At 39.9% G+C, this 24,280-nt stretch carries 20 protein-coding genes; 10 read left to right on the forward strand and 10 right to left on the reverse strand.

Annotation, left to right across the window (positions count from 1 at the left end):
• Positions 1-305 precede the first annotated feature (305 nt).
• The 6 genes from K333_RS0101630 (at position 306) to K333_RS0101655 (ending at position 9,706) form a co-directional block, all read left to right on the forward strand.
• On the forward strand, positions 306-1,634 hold the full coding sequence (locus K333_RS0101630) for a hypothetical protein (RefSeq protein WP_024989198.1): 1,329 nt from the start codon (positions 306-308) through the stop codon (positions 1,632-1,634).
• Positions 1,631-2,839: a hypothetical protein gene (locus tag K333_RS0101635; RefSeq protein ID WP_024989197.1), complete on the forward strand. Its 1,209-nt coding sequence runs from the start codon at positions 1,631-1,633 to the stop codon at positions 2,837-2,839. Before K333_RS0101630 ends, K333_RS0101635 begins: the two co-directional genes overlap by 4 nt.
• Complete coding sequence (locus K333_RS11690; protein WP_024989196.1) at positions 2,823-4,277, forward strand: TackOD1 domain-containing metal-binding protein; 1,455 nt, start codon at positions 2,823-2,825, stop codon at positions 4,275-4,277. Before K333_RS0101635 ends, K333_RS11690 begins: the two co-directional genes overlap by 17 nt.
• Entirely contained in the window at positions 4,270-5,637 is a 1,368-nt protein-coding gene (locus tag K333_RS0101645; RefSeq protein ID WP_238314227.1) for a glycosyltransferase family 2 protein, read from the forward strand. Before K333_RS11690 ends, K333_RS0101645 begins: the two co-directional genes overlap by 8 nt.
• A 270-nt stretch (positions 5,638-5,907) precedes the next feature.
• Positions 5,908-7,179, forward strand: coding sequence for a nucleotide sugar dehydrogenase (locus tag K333_RS0101650; protein ID WP_024989194.1), 1,272 nt, complete (start codon positions 5,908-5,910; stop codon positions 7,177-7,179).
• Positions 7,180-7,285: 106 nt separating this feature from the next.
• Positions 7,286-9,706, forward strand: a complete 2,421-nt coding sequence (locus K333_RS0101655) for an LVIVD repeat-containing protein (RefSeq protein ID WP_154652962.1) — start codon at positions 7,286-7,288, stop codon at positions 9,704-9,706.
• Positions 9,707-10,219: 513 nt separating this feature from the next.
• Here the strand turns inward: K333_RS0101655 and K333_RS0101660 are convergent.
• The 5 genes from K333_RS0101660 to K333_RS0101680 all read right to left on the reverse strand — a co-directional run bounded on the left by K333_RS0101660 (position 10,220) and on the right by K333_RS0101680 (position 14,310).
• Positions 10,220-11,338, reverse strand: a complete 1,119-nt coding sequence (locus tag K333_RS0101660; RefSeq protein WP_024989192.1) for a UDP-N-acetyl glucosamine 2-epimerase — start codon at positions 11,336-11,338, stop codon at positions 10,220-10,222.
• Between the two features lie 91 nt (positions 11,339-11,429).
• Positions 11,430-12,383, reverse strand: coding sequence for an SPFH domain-containing protein (locus K333_RS0101665; protein WP_024989191.1), 954 nt, complete (start codon positions 12,381-12,383; stop codon positions 11,430-11,432).
• A gap of 25 nt (positions 12,384-12,408) precedes the next feature.
• Positions 12,409-12,876 (reverse strand): NfeD family protein, encoded by a 468-nt coding sequence (locus K333_RS0101670; RefSeq protein WP_024989190.1) that lies wholly within the window; start codon positions 12,874-12,876, stop codon positions 12,409-12,411.
• A 39-nt stretch (positions 12,877-12,915) separates the two neighbouring features.
• Positions 12,916-13,797 (reverse strand): M48 family metallopeptidase, encoded by an 882-nt coding sequence (locus tag K333_RS0101675; RefSeq protein ID WP_024989189.1) that lies wholly within the window; start codon positions 13,795-13,797, stop codon positions 12,916-12,918.
• 156 nt (positions 13,798-13,953) lie between these two features.
• Positions 13,954-14,310: a hypothetical protein gene (locus tag K333_RS0101680; protein ID WP_024989188.1), complete on the reverse strand. Its 357-nt coding sequence runs from the start codon at positions 14,308-14,310 to the stop codon at positions 13,954-13,956.
• Positions 14,311-14,750: 440 nt separating this feature from the next.
• Here K333_RS0101680 and K333_RS0101685 point away from each other — a divergent pair, with 440 nt between their 5' ends.
• Together K333_RS0101685 and aroC are read left to right on the forward strand one after the other, a co-directional pair.
• Positions 14,751-15,362: an FKBP-type peptidyl-prolyl cis-trans isomerase gene (locus K333_RS0101685; protein ID WP_024989187.1), complete on the forward strand. Its 612-nt coding sequence runs from the start codon at positions 14,751-14,753 to the stop codon at positions 15,360-15,362.
• Between the two features lie 43 nt (positions 15,363-15,405).
• Positions 15,406-16,482, forward strand: coding sequence for a chorismate synthase (gene aroC, locus K333_RS0101690; protein ID WP_024989186.1), 1,077 nt, complete (start codon positions 15,406-15,408; stop codon positions 16,480-16,482).
• Between the two features lie 180 nt (positions 16,483-16,662).
• Here aroC and K333_RS0101695 read toward each other — a convergent pair whose 3' ends face one another.
• The 4 genes from K333_RS0101695 to holA all read right to left on the reverse strand — a co-directional run bounded on the left by K333_RS0101695 (position 16,663) and on the right by holA (position 21,106).
• Positions 16,663-17,571: a dihydroorotate dehydrogenase gene (locus tag K333_RS0101695; protein WP_027452253.1), complete on the reverse strand. Its 909-nt coding sequence runs from the start codon at positions 17,569-17,571 to the stop codon at positions 16,663-16,665.
• On the reverse strand, positions 17,559-18,335 hold the full coding sequence (locus K333_RS0101700) for a dihydroorotate dehydrogenase electron transfer subunit (RefSeq protein ID WP_024989185.1): 777 nt from the start codon (positions 18,333-18,335) through the stop codon (positions 17,559-17,561). The genes K333_RS0101695 and K333_RS0101700 overlap by 13 nt, the downstream gene beginning before the upstream one ends.
• A 377-nt stretch (positions 18,336-18,712) precedes the next feature.
• The gene (locus tag K333_RS0101705) at positions 18,713-19,186 is read right to left on the reverse strand and encodes a helix-turn-helix domain-containing protein (protein ID WP_024989184.1); all 474 of its coding nucleotides are present in this window, start codon (positions 19,184-19,186) and stop codon (positions 18,713-18,715) included.
• An 885-nt stretch (positions 19,187-20,071) separates the two neighbouring features.
• Positions 20,072-21,106 carry a DNA polymerase III subunit delta gene (gene holA / locus K333_RS0101710; RefSeq protein WP_024989183.1) on the reverse strand — a complete coding sequence of 345 codons (1,035 nt, stop codon included), beginning with the start codon at positions 21,104-21,106 and terminating at the stop codon, positions 20,072-20,074.
• Positions 21,107-21,138: 32 nt separating this feature from the next.
• Here holA and K333_RS0101715 point away from each other — a divergent pair, with 32 nt between their 5' ends.
• Both K333_RS0101715 and K333_RS0101720 read left to right on the forward strand, forming a co-directional pair.
• Positions 21,139-21,588 (forward strand): type I restriction enzyme HsdR N-terminal domain-containing protein, encoded by a 450-nt coding sequence (locus K333_RS0101715; protein WP_024989182.1) that lies wholly within the window; start codon positions 21,139-21,141, stop codon positions 21,586-21,588.
• Between the two features lie 204 nt (positions 21,589-21,792).
• On the forward strand, positions 21,793-22,875 hold the full coding sequence (locus tag K333_RS0101720; protein ID WP_024989181.1) for an AAA family ATPase: 1,083 nt from the start codon (positions 21,793-21,795) through the stop codon (positions 22,873-22,875).
• 598 nt (positions 22,876-23,473) lie between these two features.
• On the opposite strand, the gene K333_RS0101725 is transcribed toward K333_RS0101720, so the two are convergent.
• Positions 23,474-24,223 (reverse strand): hypothetical protein, encoded by a 750-nt coding sequence (locus K333_RS0101725; RefSeq protein WP_024989180.1) that lies wholly within the window; start codon positions 24,221-24,223, stop codon positions 23,474-23,476.
• Between the last annotated feature and the right edge of the window lie 57 nt (positions 24,224-24,280).

Consider the following 24,280-nt stretch of genomic DNA (forward strand, 5'->3'; position numbering starts at 1 on the left):
TTTATAATTTTGCTTTTTGTACGTCTCCCCCTACAGAGATATACACGAATATAATAATGATACAAAAATAACAATTAATTCTGATAACTAAAGTTCAGAGAAAACATTTTTTAACTTAAAACGATATTCTTTAGCTGAAAAACTTTGAATTTCAAAATTAAATATATACTTTTGCAGGAGAAAGTGAAATCTTATGGGGATACGCGCGCAACATATATCCCTTTAACTGACGATAAGAACAAATTATAGAATTTTAGTTAAAATTAGAACGAATGCGTGGCGACTAAGCGCATAATTACTTAAGTATGAACAAAAAGAGAGTTACTATCTTTGTAGCACTAGTTTCTATTCTCCTATCGATTCAAGCACAGGAAGTCCATACTGGCAATAACCTTTTAGGGAAATTCAAACAACGTTATACCGTTATGGATTCTTTACTGGCTAATCTAGGGAGAAAGAATTCTAACATTCAAGGTGGGCAGATGATGTCTGTTCACGCTGTTCCGGATGATGTTTTCCATAAACTCAATAAGGCTGATATTGATGCCCTAAAAGCACAAAATGGATTGCAGACTACAGGACAGTTATATGTACGACCAGGCAAAGGCTTGAGCTATGACCCCGACGATCCTTTGGTCGCATATAATGCCAAAGCACAAGTAGAGGTAAACTGGGATTTCTTTCAAAGTTCTTACTATAAACGTAAACAGAAAATTAAGCTCATCACAACGCGTAACGAACTCGAACGAATGCAATACGAACGGGATGCACTCCTCGAGACTATCGCCGATGAGCATGTCCGCATCCGCCGCATCGATTATAGCTATCTCCTAGGAGTATTAAAGGAGCATAGTCTCAATCTAGCGCTACTCACTTCCACTCAAAATTATCTTCTTAAAACAGAATCCATTTCGAGTGATGAACTTCTGAAATTAATCTCTGAAAAGGCAGAACTTGACCGACAAATTATTTCTATCGAGGCGGATTCTGTGTATCAACCACGAATTCCACAGATGCCCGACAACATCGCCATCGATACGACATCCGTGCTCTCTTATATCCGCAGCTACTATTACGATGTACGTCGACTTGCCCTTCAAAGAGAGGTTTTACAGGCGGAACTAGAAAACACAGATTTCTTAAGTACAACTCATATCATGCCTTTTGCACGATTGTCATATTATAATAGGTATAAGGCGCACAACACTCAGAATTTTGATGTCGGCATCTCATGGCGTATACCTCTTTCTTTCGATACCTCCAAGAAACGTAAGGCTATTGTAGCACGCCAAGATGTTATCGATGCACAATATACACAAACCACCTCGGCTATTGAGAAACAACTGAAATTAATTTTCACAGAGATAGCAAGTTACAACAATAATATCCGTGGCGAATACCAACGTATGAAAAAGCTTAAAGCCTATCTTGACATACGCAACAAGGCTTACCGAAACGCACTTGGAAACAATTACTCAAGATTGCAACGACTACAGGAATATAATGCCTATCTTTCCTCTTGGGAACGCATGCTATCCTTTGTATACCAACGTGACGAACGCTTAGTCGACCTACAGGCTTATATTATCAATCAACCAATAAGTCGGTTTCTTATTAAAACTGTATTAAAATGAGATCATTTAATTTCAACGGACAATCAGGAGATGAAAATCTAGAGCAAATCATCACTGCTCGGAAAAGGAAACTTGCCAAACAACAAATTGTTTTCTCTTTCATCGTCATCTTCTTGCTCATCATACTGGGATTCTATGTTGCCCAGAAACTGATATATAGTGAATTCGATGGCTATGTGCAGACTGATTATGAAAACTATAAGGCTATCGACGACATTTATGTCTTTGACCACTATAAGAAGGTTGGTGACTTCGTCCTCCCTGGCGATACTCTTTATTCTTATATGTATCTCAGTAATATTCTGGATCAGGAGAATCTAAACCAAGAACCGGGGGTCGTCATAGCCGATCGTACTGCCCGATTACAACAAGGAGTGAATGGATCTGATGCTAATGTAATACGAGTAAGAATACAGGAACTTCGCAAACAGATTGCCAAGGAAGATCACGACATCCGTTTCGGACTTTCAGACAACTCTCATAAGCTCGACCTTCAACGTGAGCTCGCTGTAGCTCAGGAACAACTGAAAGCGGCTCTCAGCAAGGATAATGTATATCGACGCATCGGCCAAGAGACACGCATTGCCATGCACCGCACAGGATATAGCCGATGTAAAGGTGAGAGCAGCGATGCTGTCGTATTTCGATGTTTCTACAACAAGTATTCAAGTGCCATTCGATATGCTATTGCTAAGGATAGTGCTGTGGTAACGAAATTCTGGACAACTCCTTTCTCACCGGCATTCAAGGAGGATCCTATCCTACAGCTCCAACCTATCAATTTCCAAAAAAGCAATATGCAGGTGGTAGCATATGTGCCTACCGACAAGATGAATACTGTCAACAATAATACAATAGCTGATATCATCGTCAACGACGATGTACAATTCAAAGCTAAGGTTTCACTATTAGGTGTACGAACAGAAGAGTTGCCAAAAGAACTCCGCAACAGTCTGTCACACATCTATACGGTAGTCATCGTAGTCTTCGAACCTCTGCCTAATCAGGTGATGCCTCTTTGGGCGGCTGTAGACCACGTTCCTGTAAGAATAAAAATCAAGAATCTTGATAATGGATATAAGGGTAACTTCACCGATTATTGGTACATCAACGGACGTACCGTAACACCTAATACAGAGAAAGCTATCCAGTTACAAATCAAAAAGCAACGCGAAAGGAGATACCACGATGGACAAAACATATAGTTATCAGATTATTACCAATGTAAACGGGCGACATATTCTTATCATCAACAAATTGATAGATATCGACCGTGAACCGTCACTCCACGATGAGGATTTCGATGCTATATACATCAACATCTCGCACCGTTCCTATGAGGAGAACCGACTCATTGTGAGATGGACTTCACCGATGCGCGTCGTAAAATGTTATCTCAAACCTCGCTTCGCCACTTTGTCGCTTCACGATTTCATGCACTTTGCCAGTAATCTGATAGATGGATACTGTTCTACTCCTTATGATAAGAGTTTCACCGATTTTATCGAGCAAACTTATTCAAATATCGAGAAGTATAACATTCGTCGTGTGCTTACAGATGCGAGTGCTACCTCAGCACGTTTCTATGCGTCATTTATCAAATATGAGATTACACGTGGACGAATCAGTTTCACCAACTCTACCATTCGTGGTCTTGCTCGTGGTTACTCAGAGCTCTACCTTTCATGGTACGACAACCAAGAGACTCTGCAAGTTGAAGAGCGTACCAAATTCAACTTGAAGATGGAAGAACTGGGATATGCCGAGAAGTCGCATTTCGTAGAACGCATCCATACGTGTCCTAAGTGTGGACATTCTCATCTGCTTTTCATCGAAAGTTGTCCACAATGCCAAAGTAGTGACATTCATCAGGAAAGTATCATCCATCATTTCCGTTGTGCCAACGTATCACCAGAGAGTACCTACAATTATGATGGACAATTGCGATGCCCTAAATGTAAACAGTTCTTGCACCATATCGGAGTGGATTACGACCGTCCTGCCATGGTATACACCTGTAACACATGTGGAAACACATTCTTGCAATCCAAGATGAAAGTAATCTGCTCAAACTGTGGCGAAACATCCACTCCCGAAGCTCTTAACCCTGTGGATGTATGGGAATATAAGCTTACACGTGCCGGCATCGAGGCTTTCGCCACCGACGAGGCCTTACTACAGATAGAGAGCAAGGATATTTACTCCGGTTATTCTTCATATGCCGACTTCACCCGTGCCATCCTATCGTTCAATGATATGCCATCCTATCGCGGACAGGTACTCATCGTGTGCCGATACGCTTACAATTATAATGGCGAACAAGGTTCATACCGACTCTTCGATGTCATCAGAAGTCTGCTATCCAAGATGGTCACCGTCAAGGTTTCCGACCATAATAATGAGATCTATGTCCTCATCCTCGCTCATGAAGACCACGTAGAAGAGGAATATAATCAGGCATCGAGTGTCATCGAGCAGATCTTCACAGAGTATGCCCTCACGATGAAGGGATTCAGTGCTCATCTCATCAACAATTATGTATTTGAACAGGGCGATAACGAAAACGAGTTCTTACGTCGCCTTGAACTCAAAGAGTCTGACCCTGCAAACCAAGAAAATGCGCTATTAAATAATCATGAATGAACAAATCATAGATATGTTGCTCAATGCGCCAAGATATCTCATCAACATGATACTTGACGCATATCGTGATATCGAGGTATGCTTTACGCGAAATCTCGATATATGGACAATACTGCATACTTACTGGTATTTGTTCTTCATAGAATTTCCGCGATATTATCTGCTGGAGATCATTATATGCATCAGTTACAAGATGCACTGGCGCACACGTATGCGCAATAATGCCGTAGCACGAATGCTTCTCTTCACAGAGCGCCCACTGGTAAGTATCATCGTACCGGGAAAGAATGAGGGCCAACATATCTATACTCTCGTGAAAAGTTTGCGCGAACAGACTTACCAGAATTATGAAGTCATCGTCATTGATGATGGTAGCGATGATGCGACCCCACTCTTTTGCCGAGATCTGGAACGCAATGGATATATTGATAAATTCCTACGTATGTCAGTACGTGGCGGCAAGGCTAGTGCTGCCAATGCAGGACTACGCCTGTCTAAAGGGAAATATATCGTACATCTGGATGCCGACTCATCACTCGACCGGGATGCTATCGAGAAGATTCTAATTCCGTTCTACCTCGACCCAAAGGTAAAAGGTGTCGGCGGATGTGTAAAAGTGCGAAACACATGGGACACCATATGCACCACTATGCAGAGCCTGGAATATCTCAAGACTATCCAAGTAGGACGTATGGTGACAAGTGCTCTCGAAATCTATCATATTATATCAGGAGCCTTCGGTGCCTTCGAACGAGAAACCTTGGAGAGCGTAGGAGGATGGGATATCGGTCCGGGACTGGATGGTGATATTACTCAGAAACTACGCAAGGCTGGTCACAAAGTGAAATTTGCCAACGAAGCTATATGCCTCACCAACGTACCTACCAAATGGTATGCCCTTTTCAAGCAGCGCAAACGCTGGTCTCGCTCACTGGTACGATTCCGTCTCAGAAAGCATCGAGACATGTTGTTGCCAAATAAGAATTTCTCGTTTGTCAACTGGCTTTCCAATATGGAAAGTATCATGTACGACTGTGTTTTCAACTATGTCTGGGTACTCTATATATTCGGTCTCATCTTCCAATATACCGACCGTCTCTTCGAAATACTACTTGTAGGATGGCTCATCCGCTATTTCTTCGCGGTAATAGCCTTCAGTATTGTCATGCTGGTAAGTGAGCGCCGCCATGAGGAGTCGATGATATTCTTCTATCTTCCACTCTCCACCTTCTATACAGGTTATTTCCTTAGAATCTGCCGACTCATCGGACACACCAGCGAACTATTCTTCTTCCGCTCTTACAAGGACAATTGGAATCCTCGCAAAACTTCAATTGCAGCTCAACTAGAGAGGCAATAAGGGTCGTATGTAGAAACATATCAGAAAAAAACAGCACATTTATCAAATTTATCGTTAAAAATTTGTTATTACGAAATAAAAGATATATCTTTGCAGACAAATATATAAGGAACAAGAACCTGTAATTTATCACTCAAGATTTTGGCGATATAATAAGAACACCTTGTTGAATAAATGTAAAGACAAAAACCACATTTGTCTATAGATTGTAACAAGACGTAATTATAAGTATATAAGTAAGAAATATATAAGAGCTGTTTTATGAATTCTATTGAGAATTTGAAAATTGGATTTATCGGTTTAGGCTATGCAGGATTACCAACAGCTTGCCTATTGGCCGGAAAATATCCTTTGATTGGATATGATATCAAGGCAGAACGTGTTGAGCATTTGCTCAGTTCGGCTGAGGATAAACATATCAATCACTCCCAAATTCACCATCTCATCGAAAAAGGGATGATGCTCACCTCTGACGAAGAGCAATTGAGAGATTGTAACTTTTACATCATTGTTGTACCTACACCAATCGACTTTCATAATCGTCCTGATCTTAGCTTCGTCACCGAAGCTTCCAAGACCGTAGGTAAATATCTGAAAAAAGATGACATCGTAGTGTATGAATCTACGGTATATCCGGGTGCCACAGAGGAAGTATGCGTACCTGTACTTGAGGAAGCATCACACCTACACTACAATGAGGACTTCTTTGTAGGCTATTCACCGGAACGCATTGTACCGAAAGATACCAAGCACACTGTTGCCAACATCATAAAGATTACCTCTGGTTCCACTCCGGAGTCAGCTAAGTTTATCGATCAAGTGTATTCTTCTGTACTTGAAAATGGCACATGCCCAGTTTCTTCTATTCGCGTAGCAGAAGCTGCTAAGGTTATCGAAAACGCACAACGTGATGTCAACATTGCCTTTGTCAATGAGATTGCAAAAGTTCTTAATAGTTTAAAACTCGATACCAACGAGGTTATTGATGCTGCTGCCACCAAATGGAACTTCCTCGACTTCCGTCCGGGACTAGTTGGAGGACACTGTATCAGTGTAGACCCTTACTATCTGATTTCCAAAGCTGCTCACGTGGGCGTCTCTTGCGATTTAATGAAATCAGCGCGCAATATTAACAATAGTATGGCGCAATTCATTGCCAACCAAGTAATCGTACATATGGGCGAGCGCGATGTACCAATTGCTGACAGCAAAATACTACTTTTGGGATGTACTTTCAAAGAGAATTGCCCTGACGTTAGAAACACAAAAGTAATTGACATTTTCGCACACCTTGCACAATACACCAACCATATCGATATATATGATCCTGTAGCTGATGCCGCTGCATGTCATGACTATTATGGCGTAAATATCAAGGAGGACATCTCCGAATTATCTGCCGATGGCTATCAAGCTATCGTACTCTGTGTAAGCCATGAGGAATTCAAGACTCTTGACTACGAAAAACTCAAAGGAGAGAATGCCTTTATCTATGATGTAAAGGGATTCTTGGATAAGAACTTAGTAGACTATAGATTATAATAATAAAATAAGAACTCAAGTAATACGTACTTTTTTCTACTGCCTGTTAGTGTTTCTTTACAAAACAACTAATGGCAAACAGTTAACTTTTAATATATAAGTAAAAATGAAAAGAATTAACTTTTACGTGGCATCAGCTATTGCCATAATGGCCTTAGCATCTTGTTCTAGCGACGATTCCATAACAGGTGGAGGTTCGGTAGAACCAATGAAGGTTACAGGGCTACAGCTCGACAATCTGAATGCAAAAAGTCTTGGAGCTAACATCGTTAACATGTATGGTTCTAATGAAGGCACACGCGCTGCAAATGTTTCTAACTGGGGACTCCTTACCAGCATGCCTAAGTATGACACTCTCGACAAGTCTGGTGCAGCAACATTAAATGGAAATGTTGCCAACCTTGATCTTGGCGCAGCGAAAGTACACATCTGTGATGGCGATGTAACTCTCAACAACGTATATGGCAAAGGTACTATCATCGTACCTAAAGGTGCATCTCTGAAGTTTAATGAAGAAAGACAAACATTCCTTCGCAACGCTCAGGTCACACTCTATTGCTATGGTAAGCTTAAAGTTACAGATGGTCTATACATTGGCAATGGATATGGCAAAGGACAAAAAATATATATTGATGGTGACCTTAATTTAGGTGAAAAGCCACTAGCCGTACAAGGATGTCTGTATGTTTCAGGTAATGTGAAAGCTAGCTCTACCAACTATAACGGTCAAATATTCAACCAAACTGCTCGTGTCAACGTTCTCGGTAACTTCGAAATTGCAGGTGATATAAAATTCGATGGTAACAACCATATCGGTGGCGCCATCACAGCTAAGAACATCTTGATCGGAAGTTCAGCTCTGGTAGCTTCAGATTGTAAGGTAGAAGCTGAAAATGAAATCGAAGTAAACTCTAACGGTGTTAGCCTTTGGGCAAATTACATTCACTGTAAGGAACTCAACCAAAGTGCTGCTAGTAGTATTGAACTCGAAGACAAAGGTCTCATCAAGGTAGAGGATACTTATACCAACCTAAATAACGGCAACGATGCCTCAGTCATCGTAAAAGGTAACAAGGCTTTGGCTGTAGTTTCTGCACCTAAATTTGTTGCGAACTATGGCGATAATCAGAAAGCCTGCTATATCTTCAAGGCTCAGGGAGAAGGTGCACGTATAGCACTGAATATCGGTGCATACTATCGCTGCAAAGATCAAACCCCTTATACCTATAATGATTTTGACTTCTTCGGAAACACTGTAGATGCTACCAATAAGGATAATGTGGTAAATATCAAAGCCGACGACTGCAAGCCTGGCTTCAGCAACAAGGGTGAAGACCCAACTCCTGCAAGTCCTGAACTTGATGATGTATCTTCTGTAGAATACCCAGAGCACACCCACGATATTTCAGCCACCTGTGTACAGGTTGCCAACGGTCACATCTATCTGTCATATCATCAGAATGGTAAGAAGCAGAGTGGATGTATCGAAGTCCTCTCTACAGATGCTTCTAACAACAAGACAACCCTCAACCAGTTTGTTTGCGACCATAACAAGGAACTCGACTACAACCATCTGATTGTAGACAATGCAGACAAACGTATTTATCTCGCTGGTAACTCTCGTTTCAAGAGTGGTATCTTGGCATGGATTGGCCTAAACAATGAAGGTCTGCTCGATACTCAGGCTAAGGAGACAGAATCTCAGACTGGTCTTCCTCTAAACCTCATCTCTATGAAGGGTCATAAGGAATGGAAAGGTCAAGAGAATCCTGATACTATCCCTGACGGTGATGCAAACTGCGTAATACGCAATGGTAATTATCTTGAGGTAATGACAACCTCTGGATATCGTATCTTCGACATCTCTGGTGACGCTCCTGTTCTTTCTGGCAAGAACCTCTTCAAACTTAGAGCTAAGCACATCGATGCTGATGACAAGCATATCGTAACCTTGCGCTATTTGGAGAATCCTAGCGATGAGAACGCCCGCGTAAAAGCTCAGCTCGAACTTTACGACAAGAGTGATGTAAATCTCGACAGTGCCATAGCTAAATATAATGATTTCTCTATTGCTCCAAACAATGGTAAGAACGTTGTCAAGATAGACGGCAACTATGTATATGTCTGCACCAGTACCGATGGTTTGAAGGTATTCAAGATAGACGGCAATAAATTCAATCTCGTAGGCACCTATCAGCCTAAGAATGTTATCATTGCAAATGAAGAGTCAGCTAAGAAAGGTATGCCAAAAGCTCTCTGCAATGGTTGTGCTGTCGATAGCAAATATATCTATCTGGCTTATGGTTCATTCGGCCTCATCGTCCTCGACAAGGCAAAGGTTCAGGCTGGCGAAACAGATCCTAGCAAGTGTGAGGTTGCCAAGAAGAAAGCTAGCAAGTCAGCTAACTACGTAGCTTTAGGCAATGGCTATATCTACGTGGCTTATGGTCGCGACCGCTTGCAGGTATTCAAACTCGTTAATAAGAGTGCTACCTCTGGTGACACTTCATACCAAACTGGTAAATAAAAATCTCGATCATTAATTTGGACGATCTTACTATAAATCGTTACGAGATAATACTTTTAATAATTAGAAGAGGTCTGCTGTGAAGCACACCTCTTTTTTTATTGATGTAATCGGAATGAACTCTTAATTGAAGTTTCATCCAAATAACAACAATCCCGACTCTATAAACAAGAGCCGGGATTAATTCTTTTGCACAATCTCTTACCTATCAAAAAGTCGTTATACCTAAAACCATTAATAGTTGCTTGCAATACATTGATAGCATCGCATATATAACCACTTGTCTGTAGCTGCAAATATAATTGAAAAGAGAATATCATTTGTAAAGATTTCAGTAAATCTGCATTTTTGAGATGTTTTTCACCCAAAATGTAGACCACTACTTATAGGAATATTTTACGAAGTTAACTCCACCATTTTATGTAGTTAACTATATCAGCTTACGCAGTTAACTTCATCGGTCTACGCAGTTAACTGCGTAGCCTTACGAAGTTAACTGCGTAAAATGTAAGATCAGATTTTCTGTTGCATCATAATCTGAATGATGCGTTCAGCAGTACGTCCATCCCATCGATCAGGGATCCCGGCTTTCTTCCATTCACCACGTACCATACGATCGGTAGCCTCGGCCAACTGCGCTGCATCCTCACCAACCAATACATTAGTGCCAACCTTCACCGTCTCGATATGCTCTGTATAGCTATTGAGAGTAATACAAGCCACCTGATTAAATGTAGCTTCTTCGGCTACATTACCACTATCAGTGATGATACCTAAAGCTTCGGCTGTGAGACGTGAGAACTCAAGATATCCCATAGGACTGACAATATGGAAATTATGCAGGTCGAGCCCACGCTGATGCGCAAAATCCATGATCGCCCGTTTGGCAGGTTCACGTAATGGAGCTATGACAGGTGTATCGCCGGCAACTGCAAGCATTTCGCTGAGCATACGATATAAATTCTCGCTATCTGCAAGTAGGGCTTTTCGGTTGAGCGTAAACACGAGGTAAGGACAACGATGGCCATCAACGGTTATAGCAGTTTCTACCTCTGCAGGCAATTGAGCATTGATAATACGCTCATGATTGTAACGTAGATTATCCATCAAAATATTACCCACAGTGTAAACTTTAGAAAGTTCGGCGCCCTCCTTGTTGGCTATCGAATTGTTACTGATGCCGGCAGTGAAAAGGATGTCGCTGAGTCCATCAATAACAAGGCGATTAATTTCCTTAGGCATGGTGATATCAAAAGAACGAGTACCTGCAGCAATATGTGCCAGAAGAATGCCTTGCTTCTTGGTAACGATACTTGCTGCCATGGTAGAAGCCAAATCGTCAACGACAATGACTGCATCAGTAGGATATTGCTGAAGATAAAGTTCAAACTGAGACATCACACGACCTGTGAGTTCATTAAGGTTTTCACAGTCAACTCCAAGAAACTCGTCGGGACATTTAATTCCAAGTTCATTAAAGAGAGACTCTTCAAGAGTAGAATCATTTTCAGGACCAGCATACACTAGTCGATATGTAGGTTTATCAGCGTGTTCACTACGGTCAATAGCTCTTATAATTGGCGCAACCTTGATAAAATTTGGTCGTGCGCCACAGAAAATACAAATATTCATTGGCATATCTTATTTTGACGACAAAATTACTAAAAAAAATAAAGGTTGCAAACAGATGCAACCTTTATTTCTTTCTTATCAAGGATTTTTTTCATTCACCCTTAAAAAGTTCCTTGATACCGCCTATGCTGCCCATAAGATTACTCGACTCGTAAGGCAGGAATACGGTCTTGGTCTTATCGCCTGAGGCTACCTCGTTGAGCATCTGAATATACTTCTGTGCCAACAGATAGTTGGCAGGGTTGGTACTCTTGCCCACAGCCTCTGTAATTTTCCCGATAGCAATAGCTTCGGCTTCAGCTTTTCGGATGCGCGCCTGTGCTTCACCTTCAGCATTAAGGATAGCTTGCTGCTTAGCAGCTTCGGCCTTATTGATGATAGCGGCTTTATCACCCTCAGACTGCAAAATCTGCGACTGCTTATTACCTTCACTGGTGAGAATAGCGGCACGCTTGTTACGCTCGGCTTGCATCTGCTTCTCCATGGCCTGAAGTACGCTCTGTGGAGGGGTGATATCTTGTAGCTCTACACGGTTTACCTTGATACCCCATTTGTTGGTGGCATCATCAAGCACACCACGAAGTTTTGTATTGATGGTGTCTCGAGAGGTAAGGGTCTGGTCGAGTTCCATCTCACCAATGATGTTACGCAGAGTGGTCTGAGTAAGTTTCTCAATGGCGTTAGGCAGATTATTGATTTCATAGACAGCCTTAAAAGGATCGACAATCTGAAAATAAAGCAAGGCATTGATCTGCATCTGGATATTATCCTTGGTAATCACGTTCTGTCGGTCAAAGTCGTACACTTGTTCACGAAGATCAATGGTATTGGTATATACATACCGACCGTTCTTCATAGCCACAATCTCCTTGGCATGGTCGATGAACGGAATGATGATATTGATACCGGGCTTAAGAGTAGCATAGTATCTACCAAGTCGCTCAATGATCTTGGTTTCACTCTGTGGAATGATGACGATGGTCATCTTTACAAAAATAAGTACCATCACTACGATGGCTACTAATACATAGGTTCCTATTTCCATAGCATGATTATATAAATGATGATTATTAAACTTCTTCGACGGTGACAATGATGGATTCACGATCGATGATTCTCACTCGCTTGCCCTTGACAATGGTCTCGCCTTTGGATATGGCACGCCATTGATCGCCATCTACCTTGACATATCCAGAATGCTCGGGCTGAATGTCTTCAATAACTACGCCCTCACGACCTATCAAGGCGTCTGCATTACTCTCACGTTGTTCTCCTCTACGATGCAGACTTTTTACGAGACGTGGTCGAATGAGCCGAATGCTCAACAAGGAGAATATTGCCCATACCAAAACTTGTAGCCAAAAAGGCAGACCGATAAGGGCTGCAACGACAGCAAACAGGCCGCCAATAGCGAAACAGGTGATGAAAAAATCACCGGAGGTAAGCTCAAGGATGAGGCAAACAAAGATGCCTACTGTCCATAGTATCCATAAACTGGATACTACGTGACAAAGATTGAATGAAATAAAATCTATCATGGTAATATAGGTTTAATGTGGCATAGTTATTGATACCTGCTAGCGTTTCTTGGTTGACTTCTTGGCAGGTGTTTTCTTGGTTGAAGTTTTCTTCGTGACTGTAGCTGACTTATAATAAGTCATAGCCTCTGCCATCTCACTCTGCAATGCTTTTATGCGCTTAATGTCACTAGGATGGGTTGAGAAGATATCGCTGCTACCAGAACCTGACTTTTGTCCCATACGCTGCCAGAATGGTATAGCTTGTTGAGGGTCATAGCCAGCCATAGCTGCAAAGATAAGCCCTAGATGGTCGGCTTCGAGTTCGTTCTGTCGACTATATTTCAAATTGCGGAACTGTGCATAACCACTGGCAAGTTCTCCTGTGATCTTTCCTACATTCGCATCTCCCGCAATAGCACCGACAACGCTTGATCCTAAACCTATCAATGTGCTCTGATTCTGCTGCTTGGTAAGCAATTCGGCACTATGTTTTGCTACGGCATGAGCAATCTCATGACCCAAAACGATGGCAAGACAGGTTTCATTCTGGGTGTATGGAAGCAAGCCTTCGTATACTACGATTTTACCACCAGGCATACACCATGCGTTAGCTTCTTTGTCCTGTATCAAATTGAACTCCCAATTGTAATTCTTTACATCTTCACTATATCCGTTATTATTCAGAAACTTAACCACTGCATTGGCCAGTCGACTGCCTACACGCTGCACCATGGCTGTCTGCGAAGCATTCGTGCTCTTCTTGGCGGTCTTCATGAATTTCTGATATTCCTGAGTAGAAAGACTCAGAATCTGTTGGTCATCGTAAGTAGATGATATACGATGTGTACGTCCTGTAATAGGAACGGTCTGGGTGGTTCCACATGCACTCAACGTGAGCGCTGCAATAGCTGTAATTACTAATACTTTTACTTTTTTCATATTTCTCTAATTATGTATTATATGCAAAGGTACGAAAAAAGTAAATAGGGTCACAACTGTTTACATGAAATTTTAATTATTATAGGCACAAAAAAAAATCGCATATCTTTATGATATGCGATTCAATTTATTTCTCTCTCAAAAAGTTTTCTATTCTTACTTGATAATACCACGGTTTACCATTGTGGTATTGAGCAAAAGAAGATACTTACGATACTGACCCTTAGAAAGGATAGCGTGAGCATACTTCAAATCATTGAGAACAGCCTTGTTAATCTTAGCATCTTTCTCGTCACCCTTCAAAGAAGCAGCGCTCATCAACTCAGCAGTGAAGTTCTTATGTACATCCTCAAGAGCTTCCTCCTGATCCATGTTCATACCTAAAGCATCAGCTAAACGATCCATGTTTACGTTCATGTTGTAAACTGCTGTTGCCTCTGTTGCCTCATCGGCTGCGAATGTAGCTGTTGTCATACTAAGCATTGCTACTACTGCGATCATTAACTTCTTCATAATCTTTTTACCTTTGTGAGCTTCGCCCGTAGGACCTGCTCGTTAAACATTATCCTTGTGTCGCTAAATTATTATATCTCTCTTATCTATTATCGAGAAACTTTATTTCTTTCGACATTGCAAAGATATGAACTATTTATTTATCTCGCAAGCTATTTATTAGATTGTTTGCGCAAACAGCATACTTTCTTGACTTAAATCAACAGGTATAGCTTACATTTTGATATATTTACTTGTATTTTGATACTTATTCGTAGAATTGGAACTCCATTGACTTACTATCAATAAAAGATCGTAATACTATTCTATTGCTAATATGGACCGGAAAAACAGGGTATTATATATATTAAGGTGTAATATCCTGTTTTTTTCATCTATTTCTTTGGTTTTATAGCTAAATAACCGTACCTTTGCACAAATCAAAAAATATAGGAATCATAATGGATAATAAAACCAACAAGTACATCGCAGCTCAATATAAGCTGTATGACGTGACCGATGGCAAGTCGGAACTAGTGGAGGAAACTACAGACAACCGTCCTTTCGACTTTATCTCTGGCTTGGGTATCACTATTCCTGCTTTCGAGGAGGCTGTAGTAAACCTGAACAAAGGCGATAACTTTGAAATTGAATTGAAGCCAGAAGAGGCTTATGGTCCTCACGTCGATGAGCGCATACTCGATTTGGATAAAAATATCTTCTGCATTGAGGGTAAATTTGATACTGAACATATCAAGGTGGGAGCAATCGTTCCTCTTCAGAATGCTGACGGTAATAGATTCAACGGTGTCGTGCTAGAGATTGGCGAAAACACTGTAAAAATCGATTTGAACCATCCTCTTGCTGGTCGTACTCTCCTATTTAAGGGGTCTATCTCTGAAAGTCGTTTGGCTACTAATGAGGAGGTGGCTCAATATATTAGTGCCATCAACGGGGAAGGTGAAGGTTGTAGCGGCAACTGTGGTCACTGTGGCGGTCATCATCACGAAAATGGTGAAGGATGCTGCGGAGGAAACGGCGAAGACTGTAACTGTAGCGGCCATTGCCACTAATCATTCTTCATTAAAATAACCATTAAAAAAAGGAGGAACAGACATGCGGAACACATTTGGTAACGTATTCACGCTAACGACATTTGGGGAAAGCCACGGCATCGCTGTAGGGGGTATCGTTGATGGCTTCCCTGCTGGTATCGATATCGACCTGGATTTTGTACAAAAGGAACTAAACCGAAGACGACCAGGACAAAGTCATATCACAACAGGAAGAAAAGAACCTGACAAGGTGGAATTCCTAAGTGGAATCTTCGAAGGTAAATCTACAGGAACACCTATTGCCTTCGAAGTGAGAAATACGAACCAGCACTCACAAGATTACGAGAATATGCGCAGTCTGTTCCGCCCTTCTCATGCTGATTTTACCTATTATAATAAATATGGTATACGCGACCATCGCGGAGGTGGACGCTCATCGGCTCGCATCACTATCGCAAGATGTGTGGCGGGGGCCTTGGCCAAACTGGCTTTGCGACAATTAGGGATCTCGGTGTGGGCATATACTTCTCAGGTAGGCAATATTGCACTCGATAGGGATTATACTAAATATGACTTGAATAAAATCGAAGATAACATTGTTAGATGCCCTGATGCGGAAAAAGCCAAAGAGATGGAAGACCTTATCGCTTCCGTAAAGGCTGACGGAGATACTATAGGAGGTGTCATCACTGGCGTCATCAAAGGATGCCCCGTAGGTCTGGGAGAACCAGAATTCGACAAATTACATGCACAACTAGGAGCAGCAATGCTCGGTATCAATGCAGTGAAAGGCTTTGAATACGGGGATGGATTCTGTGGAATTACAGCTCGTGGTAGTGAACAAAATGATGTCTTTATCAATGATGGCAACGGAATTTCTACCATCACAAATCATAGTGGAGGTATACAGGGTGGCATCAGTAATGGACAAGATATTTACTTCAGAGTGGCTTTCAAACCTGTGGCAACACTTCTAAGAGAACAAGATACGGTGGACATAAAAGGAAATGCTACACAACTGACTGCCCGTGGCCGACATGATCCTTGTGTCTTGCCAAGGGCTGTGCCTATCGTAGAATCGATGGCAGCAATGGTAATTTTAGACAATTTCCTTCTAAACAAGACCATTAAACTATAAAAAGAGAACAATAAATCACTTTTTTCCTTTTCCAATAAGGATATTATAAGAAAAAATCATTATATTTGCATTAAACTTATGGGGACTTGAGAAAGTCGCACATAATGTTTAGTTAAGTCTAGTTTAGTTTTTGTGTTGGTTGGGGCAGCCTTTATGGTTGCCCCATTTTTTATCTACTAACTATTGTATCGCACCTATAATTTCGTTTACATCCTTCACACCATGGGCTTCAAGCCAATCATTGATACCATCTTTTACCTTCTTGGTAACTGCTGGGTCGATAAAGTTGGCTGTACCTATTTCTATCGCCGTAGCACCACACATCAGGAATTCTATAGCATCTTTGGCATTACTGATTCCTCCAAGGCCTACAACTGGGATTTTAACAGCATGGGCAACATCATAAACCATACGAAGTGCCACTGGCTTTACTGCAGGACCGCTCAAGCCTCCTGTACGAATACTCAACATAGGTTTGCGCTTTTCGATGTCTACAGCCATTCCCATCAAGGTATTGATCAACGAGACACTGTCTGCACCTTCAGCCTCACAAGCACGCGCAATATCAGCGATATTGGTAACATTAGGTGACAGCTTCACTATCATTGTCTTATGATATACCTTGCGCACAGCTTTTACTACACTGGCAGCTCCCTCGCAAGTAACGCCAAAAGCCATACCACCGGATTTTACATTAGGACATGAGATATTAACCTCAATGGCAGGAATCTTATCTAACGTTGCTATTTTCTCTGCGCAGGCTGCATAGGTTTCTGGTGAATTTCCACTCACATTCACAATCATATTGGTATCTATATTCTGAATCTGAGGATAAATATTCTCGCAGAAATAATCTACACCTTTATTCTGAAGTCCCACACAATTAAGCATTCCTTGGGCCGTCTCTGCCAATCGAGGATAATCATTACCCTGACGTGGTTCCAGCGTGGTACCTTTTACTATAATACCACCTATCTCATTCAATGGAACAAAGTCGGCAAACTCAAGACCATAGCCGAACGTACCTGATGCTGTCATTACTGGATTCTTAAGTTCCAGATCATTTATCTTTACATTTAAATTTGCCATGATAATTGATTAATATTAAACACAGGACCTTCCTTACATACACACAGATTACCCTTGGTAGTCTTCTCAACACAGCATAGACAAGCACCTAATCCGCATGCCATCATGTTCTCTAGTGATGCCTCACAATTGATGTTCTCGGAATGGGCATATCGTGCCACACTTACCATCATTGGCTTAGGACCACAAGTTGAAATCTGATCGAACTTTTCTTCTCGCAAAATCGAGTGATCGGTCACAAATCCTTTCTCTCCTACAGAAGCATCTTCTGTAGTAATATACACACGACCATACTTTCTAAAAAGGTCAACTTCGAGTAAGTCCGAAGCTGAACGAGCTCCCAAAAGAAAAACAGGTTCTGCCCCATAATCTTTAATAAGTTTACCAAAATAGAGAAGTGGAGCAACACCAACACCACCACCTACTAAAAGAATCTTTTGGCTTTTAGAAGTTGGCATTGTAAATCCATTACCCAAAGGGAGGACACAATTCAGTTTATCTCCCTTCTGAAGTTTTGATAACTGTCGGGTTCCCTCACCAATTGAAGCAATCAGCAACCAGAGTTGATTATGTTCACGATCGACAAAGTGGATAGAAATCGGACGACGTAGGAATGTGTCTTGAGAATGATCGACACGAACTTCAACAAATTGTCCAGGTAACATCTCCGGTAGAGGCTTTGAGTCGGTTAATTTTATAAGCACATGCTTATCACTTAATGCTTCTACAGAGACGACTTGAAGGTCTAGAATATATTTCTTCATTTTTAATATATAGAAGTTTTTGCAAAGGTAGTGCAATTCATAGGAAATACAAAATAAAAAACAACTTTTATTTATTCGACATATTTGCCATAAGATGATATCTAGGGAGAAAAAATATGTTGTACCTATATATAATATAGACTTAAAAAAATGAAAACCCGAAGCATTTTATCCAATTCATTAATGAAGAGTAAATCGCCTTGAGAAATATCTACATCTTTATTTCCAAGAATAAAAAGTATAAGAAATATAGGTGCCCAATTCACTCTTTAATATGCCACACGAATATAGTATAGGAAATAAAAAGAGGCACCTGAAAAGATGCCTCATGATGCGATTTATAATAGAGAGATTATAGTTTTCTAGAAGAAACCAAATTACTTTTTGGGAACAAAGATTTCGATGGTATTGTCATCATAGATAACTTGAATCGATGACACTTTTCTTTGCGGTTTGTCAATAATTTTAACCACTGTATTATTAACTTTTTTAGGTGTAGATTGTACACCTCGCATATTAGAAGCATTATAAGTAGACTCTGACGATGGTAAATCCTCACCACCGAAATCAATAGTAGGCTCGATAATAGGTGCTTCCTGCTCATCTGTGTCTGGAGTAGAAGACTGACTAGATTGTTCTGGAGAATTAAACATTGATCCAGATCCAAACATCAACCAATTAAGATTAATATTAGGAAATGTATTCTTAATGGCTTCGACATGATTCAAAGTTGGTTTTGTACGACCTTTAAAAATACTGCTAAGTGATGCTGCTGAAATTCCAGTAGCATTCGCGAACAATTGTTGATTCATATGTTGGCTCTCCATGAGCTCTCTAATTCTATCTTGCATAACTCAAATTTTAGTAGTTTGGTCTATTATGACCAGTTTTTTATTGACTTTACAAAGGTAAAACAAAAAAACGGAATAAGCAACAAATCTTGAAATTATTTTCATTTTTATAATTCGTATTTATACTTTTTAATTCATGAATTTAAATATTATAATCTGAGTTTTTACGTTTTACTTTTATAAATTTAAATTTTAAGATCGTAAAGTATATATAACCCTTTATATAGAGCTTTTAGTTAACTAACTGGGTTATAAATAGGTATTTACGGGATTGTAAACTGTAAAACGTAAAATATGCACAATAATGGCCTGGTTTTGTTACGATTTCTACGCTATCTCATCAATTTATTTATGTAAAGTACTGGTTTCTAGCACTTTATGTGTTATAAACTTCTAGTGCATATTTATTATTTTATATATCTAAATGTTGATTTATTATTTTATATATCAATATTATACAACGATAAATTATATATAATTTTCCAAATTCACATTTTAATAAACTAAAAACCATTTATAATTCAAAAGTGTAAAATGTAAATGCTTTAGAATACTAAACCTTAATAAAGGTTAATCGTAAATAATTAACCCTGCTTTTGAAACCAAAAAGCCATTTTAAAGATTCTCAAAACAAGTACACACGATGCTTACAAATACGCGAATTTTGAGAAGGTAAAAACTAAGTAAACTATCTATTTTACAGGGAGTTAATTCATTTTTAGCCCTATTCAGAACTACTTCTTTTAGCTCTAAAATAGCGTTCAAAAGGCCTATTTAAGCACAAAAAAGGCCCAATTTTAGATATTTTCGACCTAAAATCGGGCTATAACATAGGGTTTTATACCCTTAAAAAAGTTTAATTGACTATTATTCCCTACTCTTCTATTAATGTAGGATAAAAAAGATGAGTTCTTTCATCAATTCACCAGCATCCGTATTAGGATTATCAAGGCCTTTACTCTTGGCATCAATTTCTCGAATCTTACCAATAATCTGCATCACTTTCATACCAGAATAATTTCTCATACCTTTCATATAATCATGAGCAGCCCACCCTCCCCTTAATTCTAAGAATTTTGCAAGACCTTCAGGATCATTTCTTTGAGGTGCATAATATGCTATCATCAAATTCTGGAAATAAGAAAAGAGCAAAGGGAGAAAAGCAAACAAAGAACCAGCTTTAGGATTCTTGTCAAAATATTTTATTATCTGATTTGCTTTAAAAATATCACGCTCGACTATCGCACTTCGAAGTTCAAACGAATTAAATTCTTTGCTCACCCCTATTTCTCTCTCAACAATATCCGGTGTGATTCTGCGATCATTTTCCGGAAGAGAAATCAAAACCTTATCCAACTCTGAAGTGAGTCGATTCAGGTCAGCACCGATATGTTCAGCAATCATCATCGAAGCTTTGTTATCGATTGTGACTTTTTTAACTTTCAGATAATTTTCTATAAAACCCGGAAGATCTCGATCACGTAATTTCTTGCTTTCAAAAATCACAGCACCGGATTTCTGAGCCGCAGTAAAATACTTCTTTCTTTTATCGATGAAACCATTTTTATGACATAAAACCAAGATCGTTGATTTTGACGGTTTTTCGAAATACTTCTCCAAGGGTTCGTAATTTCGCAAATTCTGAGACTCTTTTACAATGATCACTTGATACTCTGACATCATCGGATAACGACGAGCCAAATCAGCAATCTGAGACGAAGATGTATCAGAACCGAAAATAACAGTTTGATTGAAATCTTGCTCTTCTGGTTTCAGTACATTGTCGGCAATATAATCAGAAATCTTATCTATATAAAAAGATTCATCACCCATTAATATATAAATAGGTGAAAAGACTCGTGCCTTCAGATCTTTCATAACCTGAGCATAGGTTATAACTTTCGTTTTCTTTTCTGCCATTTTTTTATTAACTTTGCCACAAAGTTAATAAAATGATTCGATTAAACCTACCTGATTATGCAATAAAATTGTCGGGCACGAAACAGCGTCCAACAATTTGGGATATTCTAAAAAGAAAATATGTAGCACTCACTCCAGAGGAATGGGTGAGACAACACTTCATTCATTTTTTGATAGAGCATAAAAATTATCCATCAACCTTACTTGCCAATGAAGTTAAACTGAAAATTGGCGATAAAAATCTTAGAGCAGATACAGTGCTCTATAACAAGGAACTGAAACCTAAAATGATTATAGAATATAAAGCTCCCCACATCCCAATCACACAAAAAGTTTTTGATCAGATTTCAGTCTACAATATGCTTCTGCATGTAGATTATTTAATTGTGTCGAATGGCATAAATCATTATGCCTGCAAGATGGATTATGAAAGTAAAAAATGTTTATTTTTAAAAGAAATTCCAGATTACAAAAATATTTAACACCATATATACTCTATAATTCCATTCTTAATAATATGCTCATATTTTTAAAATTCATGACCAACCGATTAACTCCTCAAAAATACGCGAAATATAGAGCACTATTTTCCCAAACAATATTTAAGTTTTGAAATAAATATTTGGAGCAAACATATAAAATGCTTAACTTTGCCATCTAATTTGCGACAAACGTACAAAACAAATATGAAAGATATCAAGAAGATTGTTCTCACTGGAGGACCATGCGCCGGAAAGACAACCGCGCTCGTGAAGGTAATCGAACATTTTTCGAGCCTTGGATTTAAGGTATTTACAATTCCCGAAGTACCTACCATGTTTTCACAAGCTGGTATGGACTATCTAACAAAGAATCCAGGATTTTTCTATGAAGGCGAAAAATCAACTCTCGAAATTCAACTACAACTTGAGAATCATTTCATGAAAATGGCAGAGCAACTTGATATGCCTACCATCATAATATGTGACCGAGGAGCTATGGACATTTCTGCCTATATGAAACCTGAGATGTGGGAAGAAATCACACGCGCTGTCGGCCAAGACTCTAACGATCTGAGAGAGCGATACGATGCCATACTCCACCTAGTTTCTGCGGCAGACGGTGCCGAACAATTCTATACCACCGCAAACAATAGTGAGCGAACTGAGGGACTAGAGTTGGCACGCGAACTCGACAAGAAAGTAATCAATGCTTGGACAGGGCATCCTCATCTTCGTGTTATCAACAACCACGAAAATTTCGATAACAAGATTTATCGCGTACTAAAGGAGATCAGTAATGTACTCGGTTTACCACAACCAATCACAGAGGAAAGAAAATATATCGTAGAACTTACCGGAGAGATTCCAAATTCCAATCTCAGCGACATCACACAGACCTATCTTGTAGCCGATCCGGATTGCGAAGTACGACTCAGAAAACGCAGTTGGGCTGGTAAGGACGTATACGTACATACCACAAAGAAGAAGATTTCTTCGAAAGAACAGATTGAGACCGAGCGTCAGATTGGGGTAAATCTATATGAATCACTTTTACAACAGGCCGACCCATACCGCCACACGATTCACAAAACTCGCAAGAGTTTCATCTGGAAAGGTCAGTTCTTCGAACTCGACACCTATCTATCCCCTATCAACAATCTACAAATACTTGAAACAAAGGGTATTACAGAACATGAGCAAGTAAACTTCCCTCCATTCCTCAAGGTTATAGAGGACATCACAGGAAATATGCAATATTACAATTACAATATTGCTTTAAACAAGTAATAAATTTACACATCGGCAAATCCAACCGGCATACTTGAAAATCCATGATTCATGCCAGTTGGATTTGCAAACTTCAATAACACCCCTATTCCTTAACTTTAACTAGCAAGTGCAAATTTCCCGAACGAATTCCGAAGTTATCTCGAAGGCATCCCGAAGGAAATCTTTTATAATATTTTAAGCTTTTCCACAGAACTGTTAAAAGAAAATGTGTCGACTTTTTTGCTCCATCTGGAACGTACAGAAAGTCTCCGTACTCCCTAAAGTATGAAAAATCCACTTCAAAAAGTTGATTTCTTGAATGAAGTTAACTTCATCGACTTACGCAGTTAACTTCGTAAACTTACGCGAATAGGTATGTAGCCTTACGCAGTTAACTGAATAAGCCTACAAATCCAATATATTTAGAGCGTAAAATAAGATAAGAAATCACAACTCGTTGATAAACAAGCGATTACATTTTAATCATATTTCTAATATTCGTGATCAACTCATCTTAAGTCCCAAATTCGCGAATTATGAGCGCCTTTTCAAGGACGAAATTTAACAATTAAAGGTTCGTTAAACATGGGGCGAATTCAAATTGATAATGCAATCTTCAGTTTACTGCATCATCGGCAGACTCGATACCCTCTGCTCTTGCCAAATCCTCATAAGCCTGATTCATCTCATTAACAAGCGTCTCATAATTATGAGCATTGATACAAACCTTACGGAACACACCATCAAGTCCCGATTCCTCGGTGCCTTCCCATACATCAAACACTTCGTCATGAAGCAACATCATCATCCCGGATATCATCAAACGGAATACAGAAGCCTGATGGAGACTCGTCTTCCCCACTCCAGAAGCTTTAATACCCAATGTATAGCCATGCATCAAAGCACGGACGGTGTTACGAATGGCATGGTCGACATCAAGTTCGCCCACCGATTCTCCACGCTTCCAACCCGCATAGAACTCATCTAAAGGCTGCAAACGCCCCTGAAGAATAGACACCATCTGACGCTGATATTCTTCGACCAAAGCCTCAAAGAGTTCCTTATCCCTACAAGCATAACGCAAAAGTAACTTGACGGGAGTTGCATTAGAGAAATGGCGCTTGTTCATATCCTCCAAAGCAGCCTCATAACTTTCAAAATTCGTAGTGAGCAAGAGCGGGAACAACACATTGGCAAAATGCCCATGTATTGTCTCATAATGTTCTGCAGCAAGTTTTTTCAAGACACGCACATCCTTATTCTTCTTCCAATCAGGCACCTTACTATCGAGTAATCCCGAGAAGAAGCCCACGAAAAAACCACGCACCATCGAAGCCGTAAGCTTATACTTATTGATTTGTTCCATGCAATTATCCTTTTATCGGCAAAGATACATCTTTCTTTTCACAAAAACAAGCCCAAA

It is taken from the genome of Segatella albensis DSM 11370 = JCM 12258, from assembly GCF_000426565.1.
Lineage (GTDB): Bacteria > Bacteroidota > Bacteroidia > Bacteroidales > Bacteroidaceae > Prevotella > Prevotella albensis.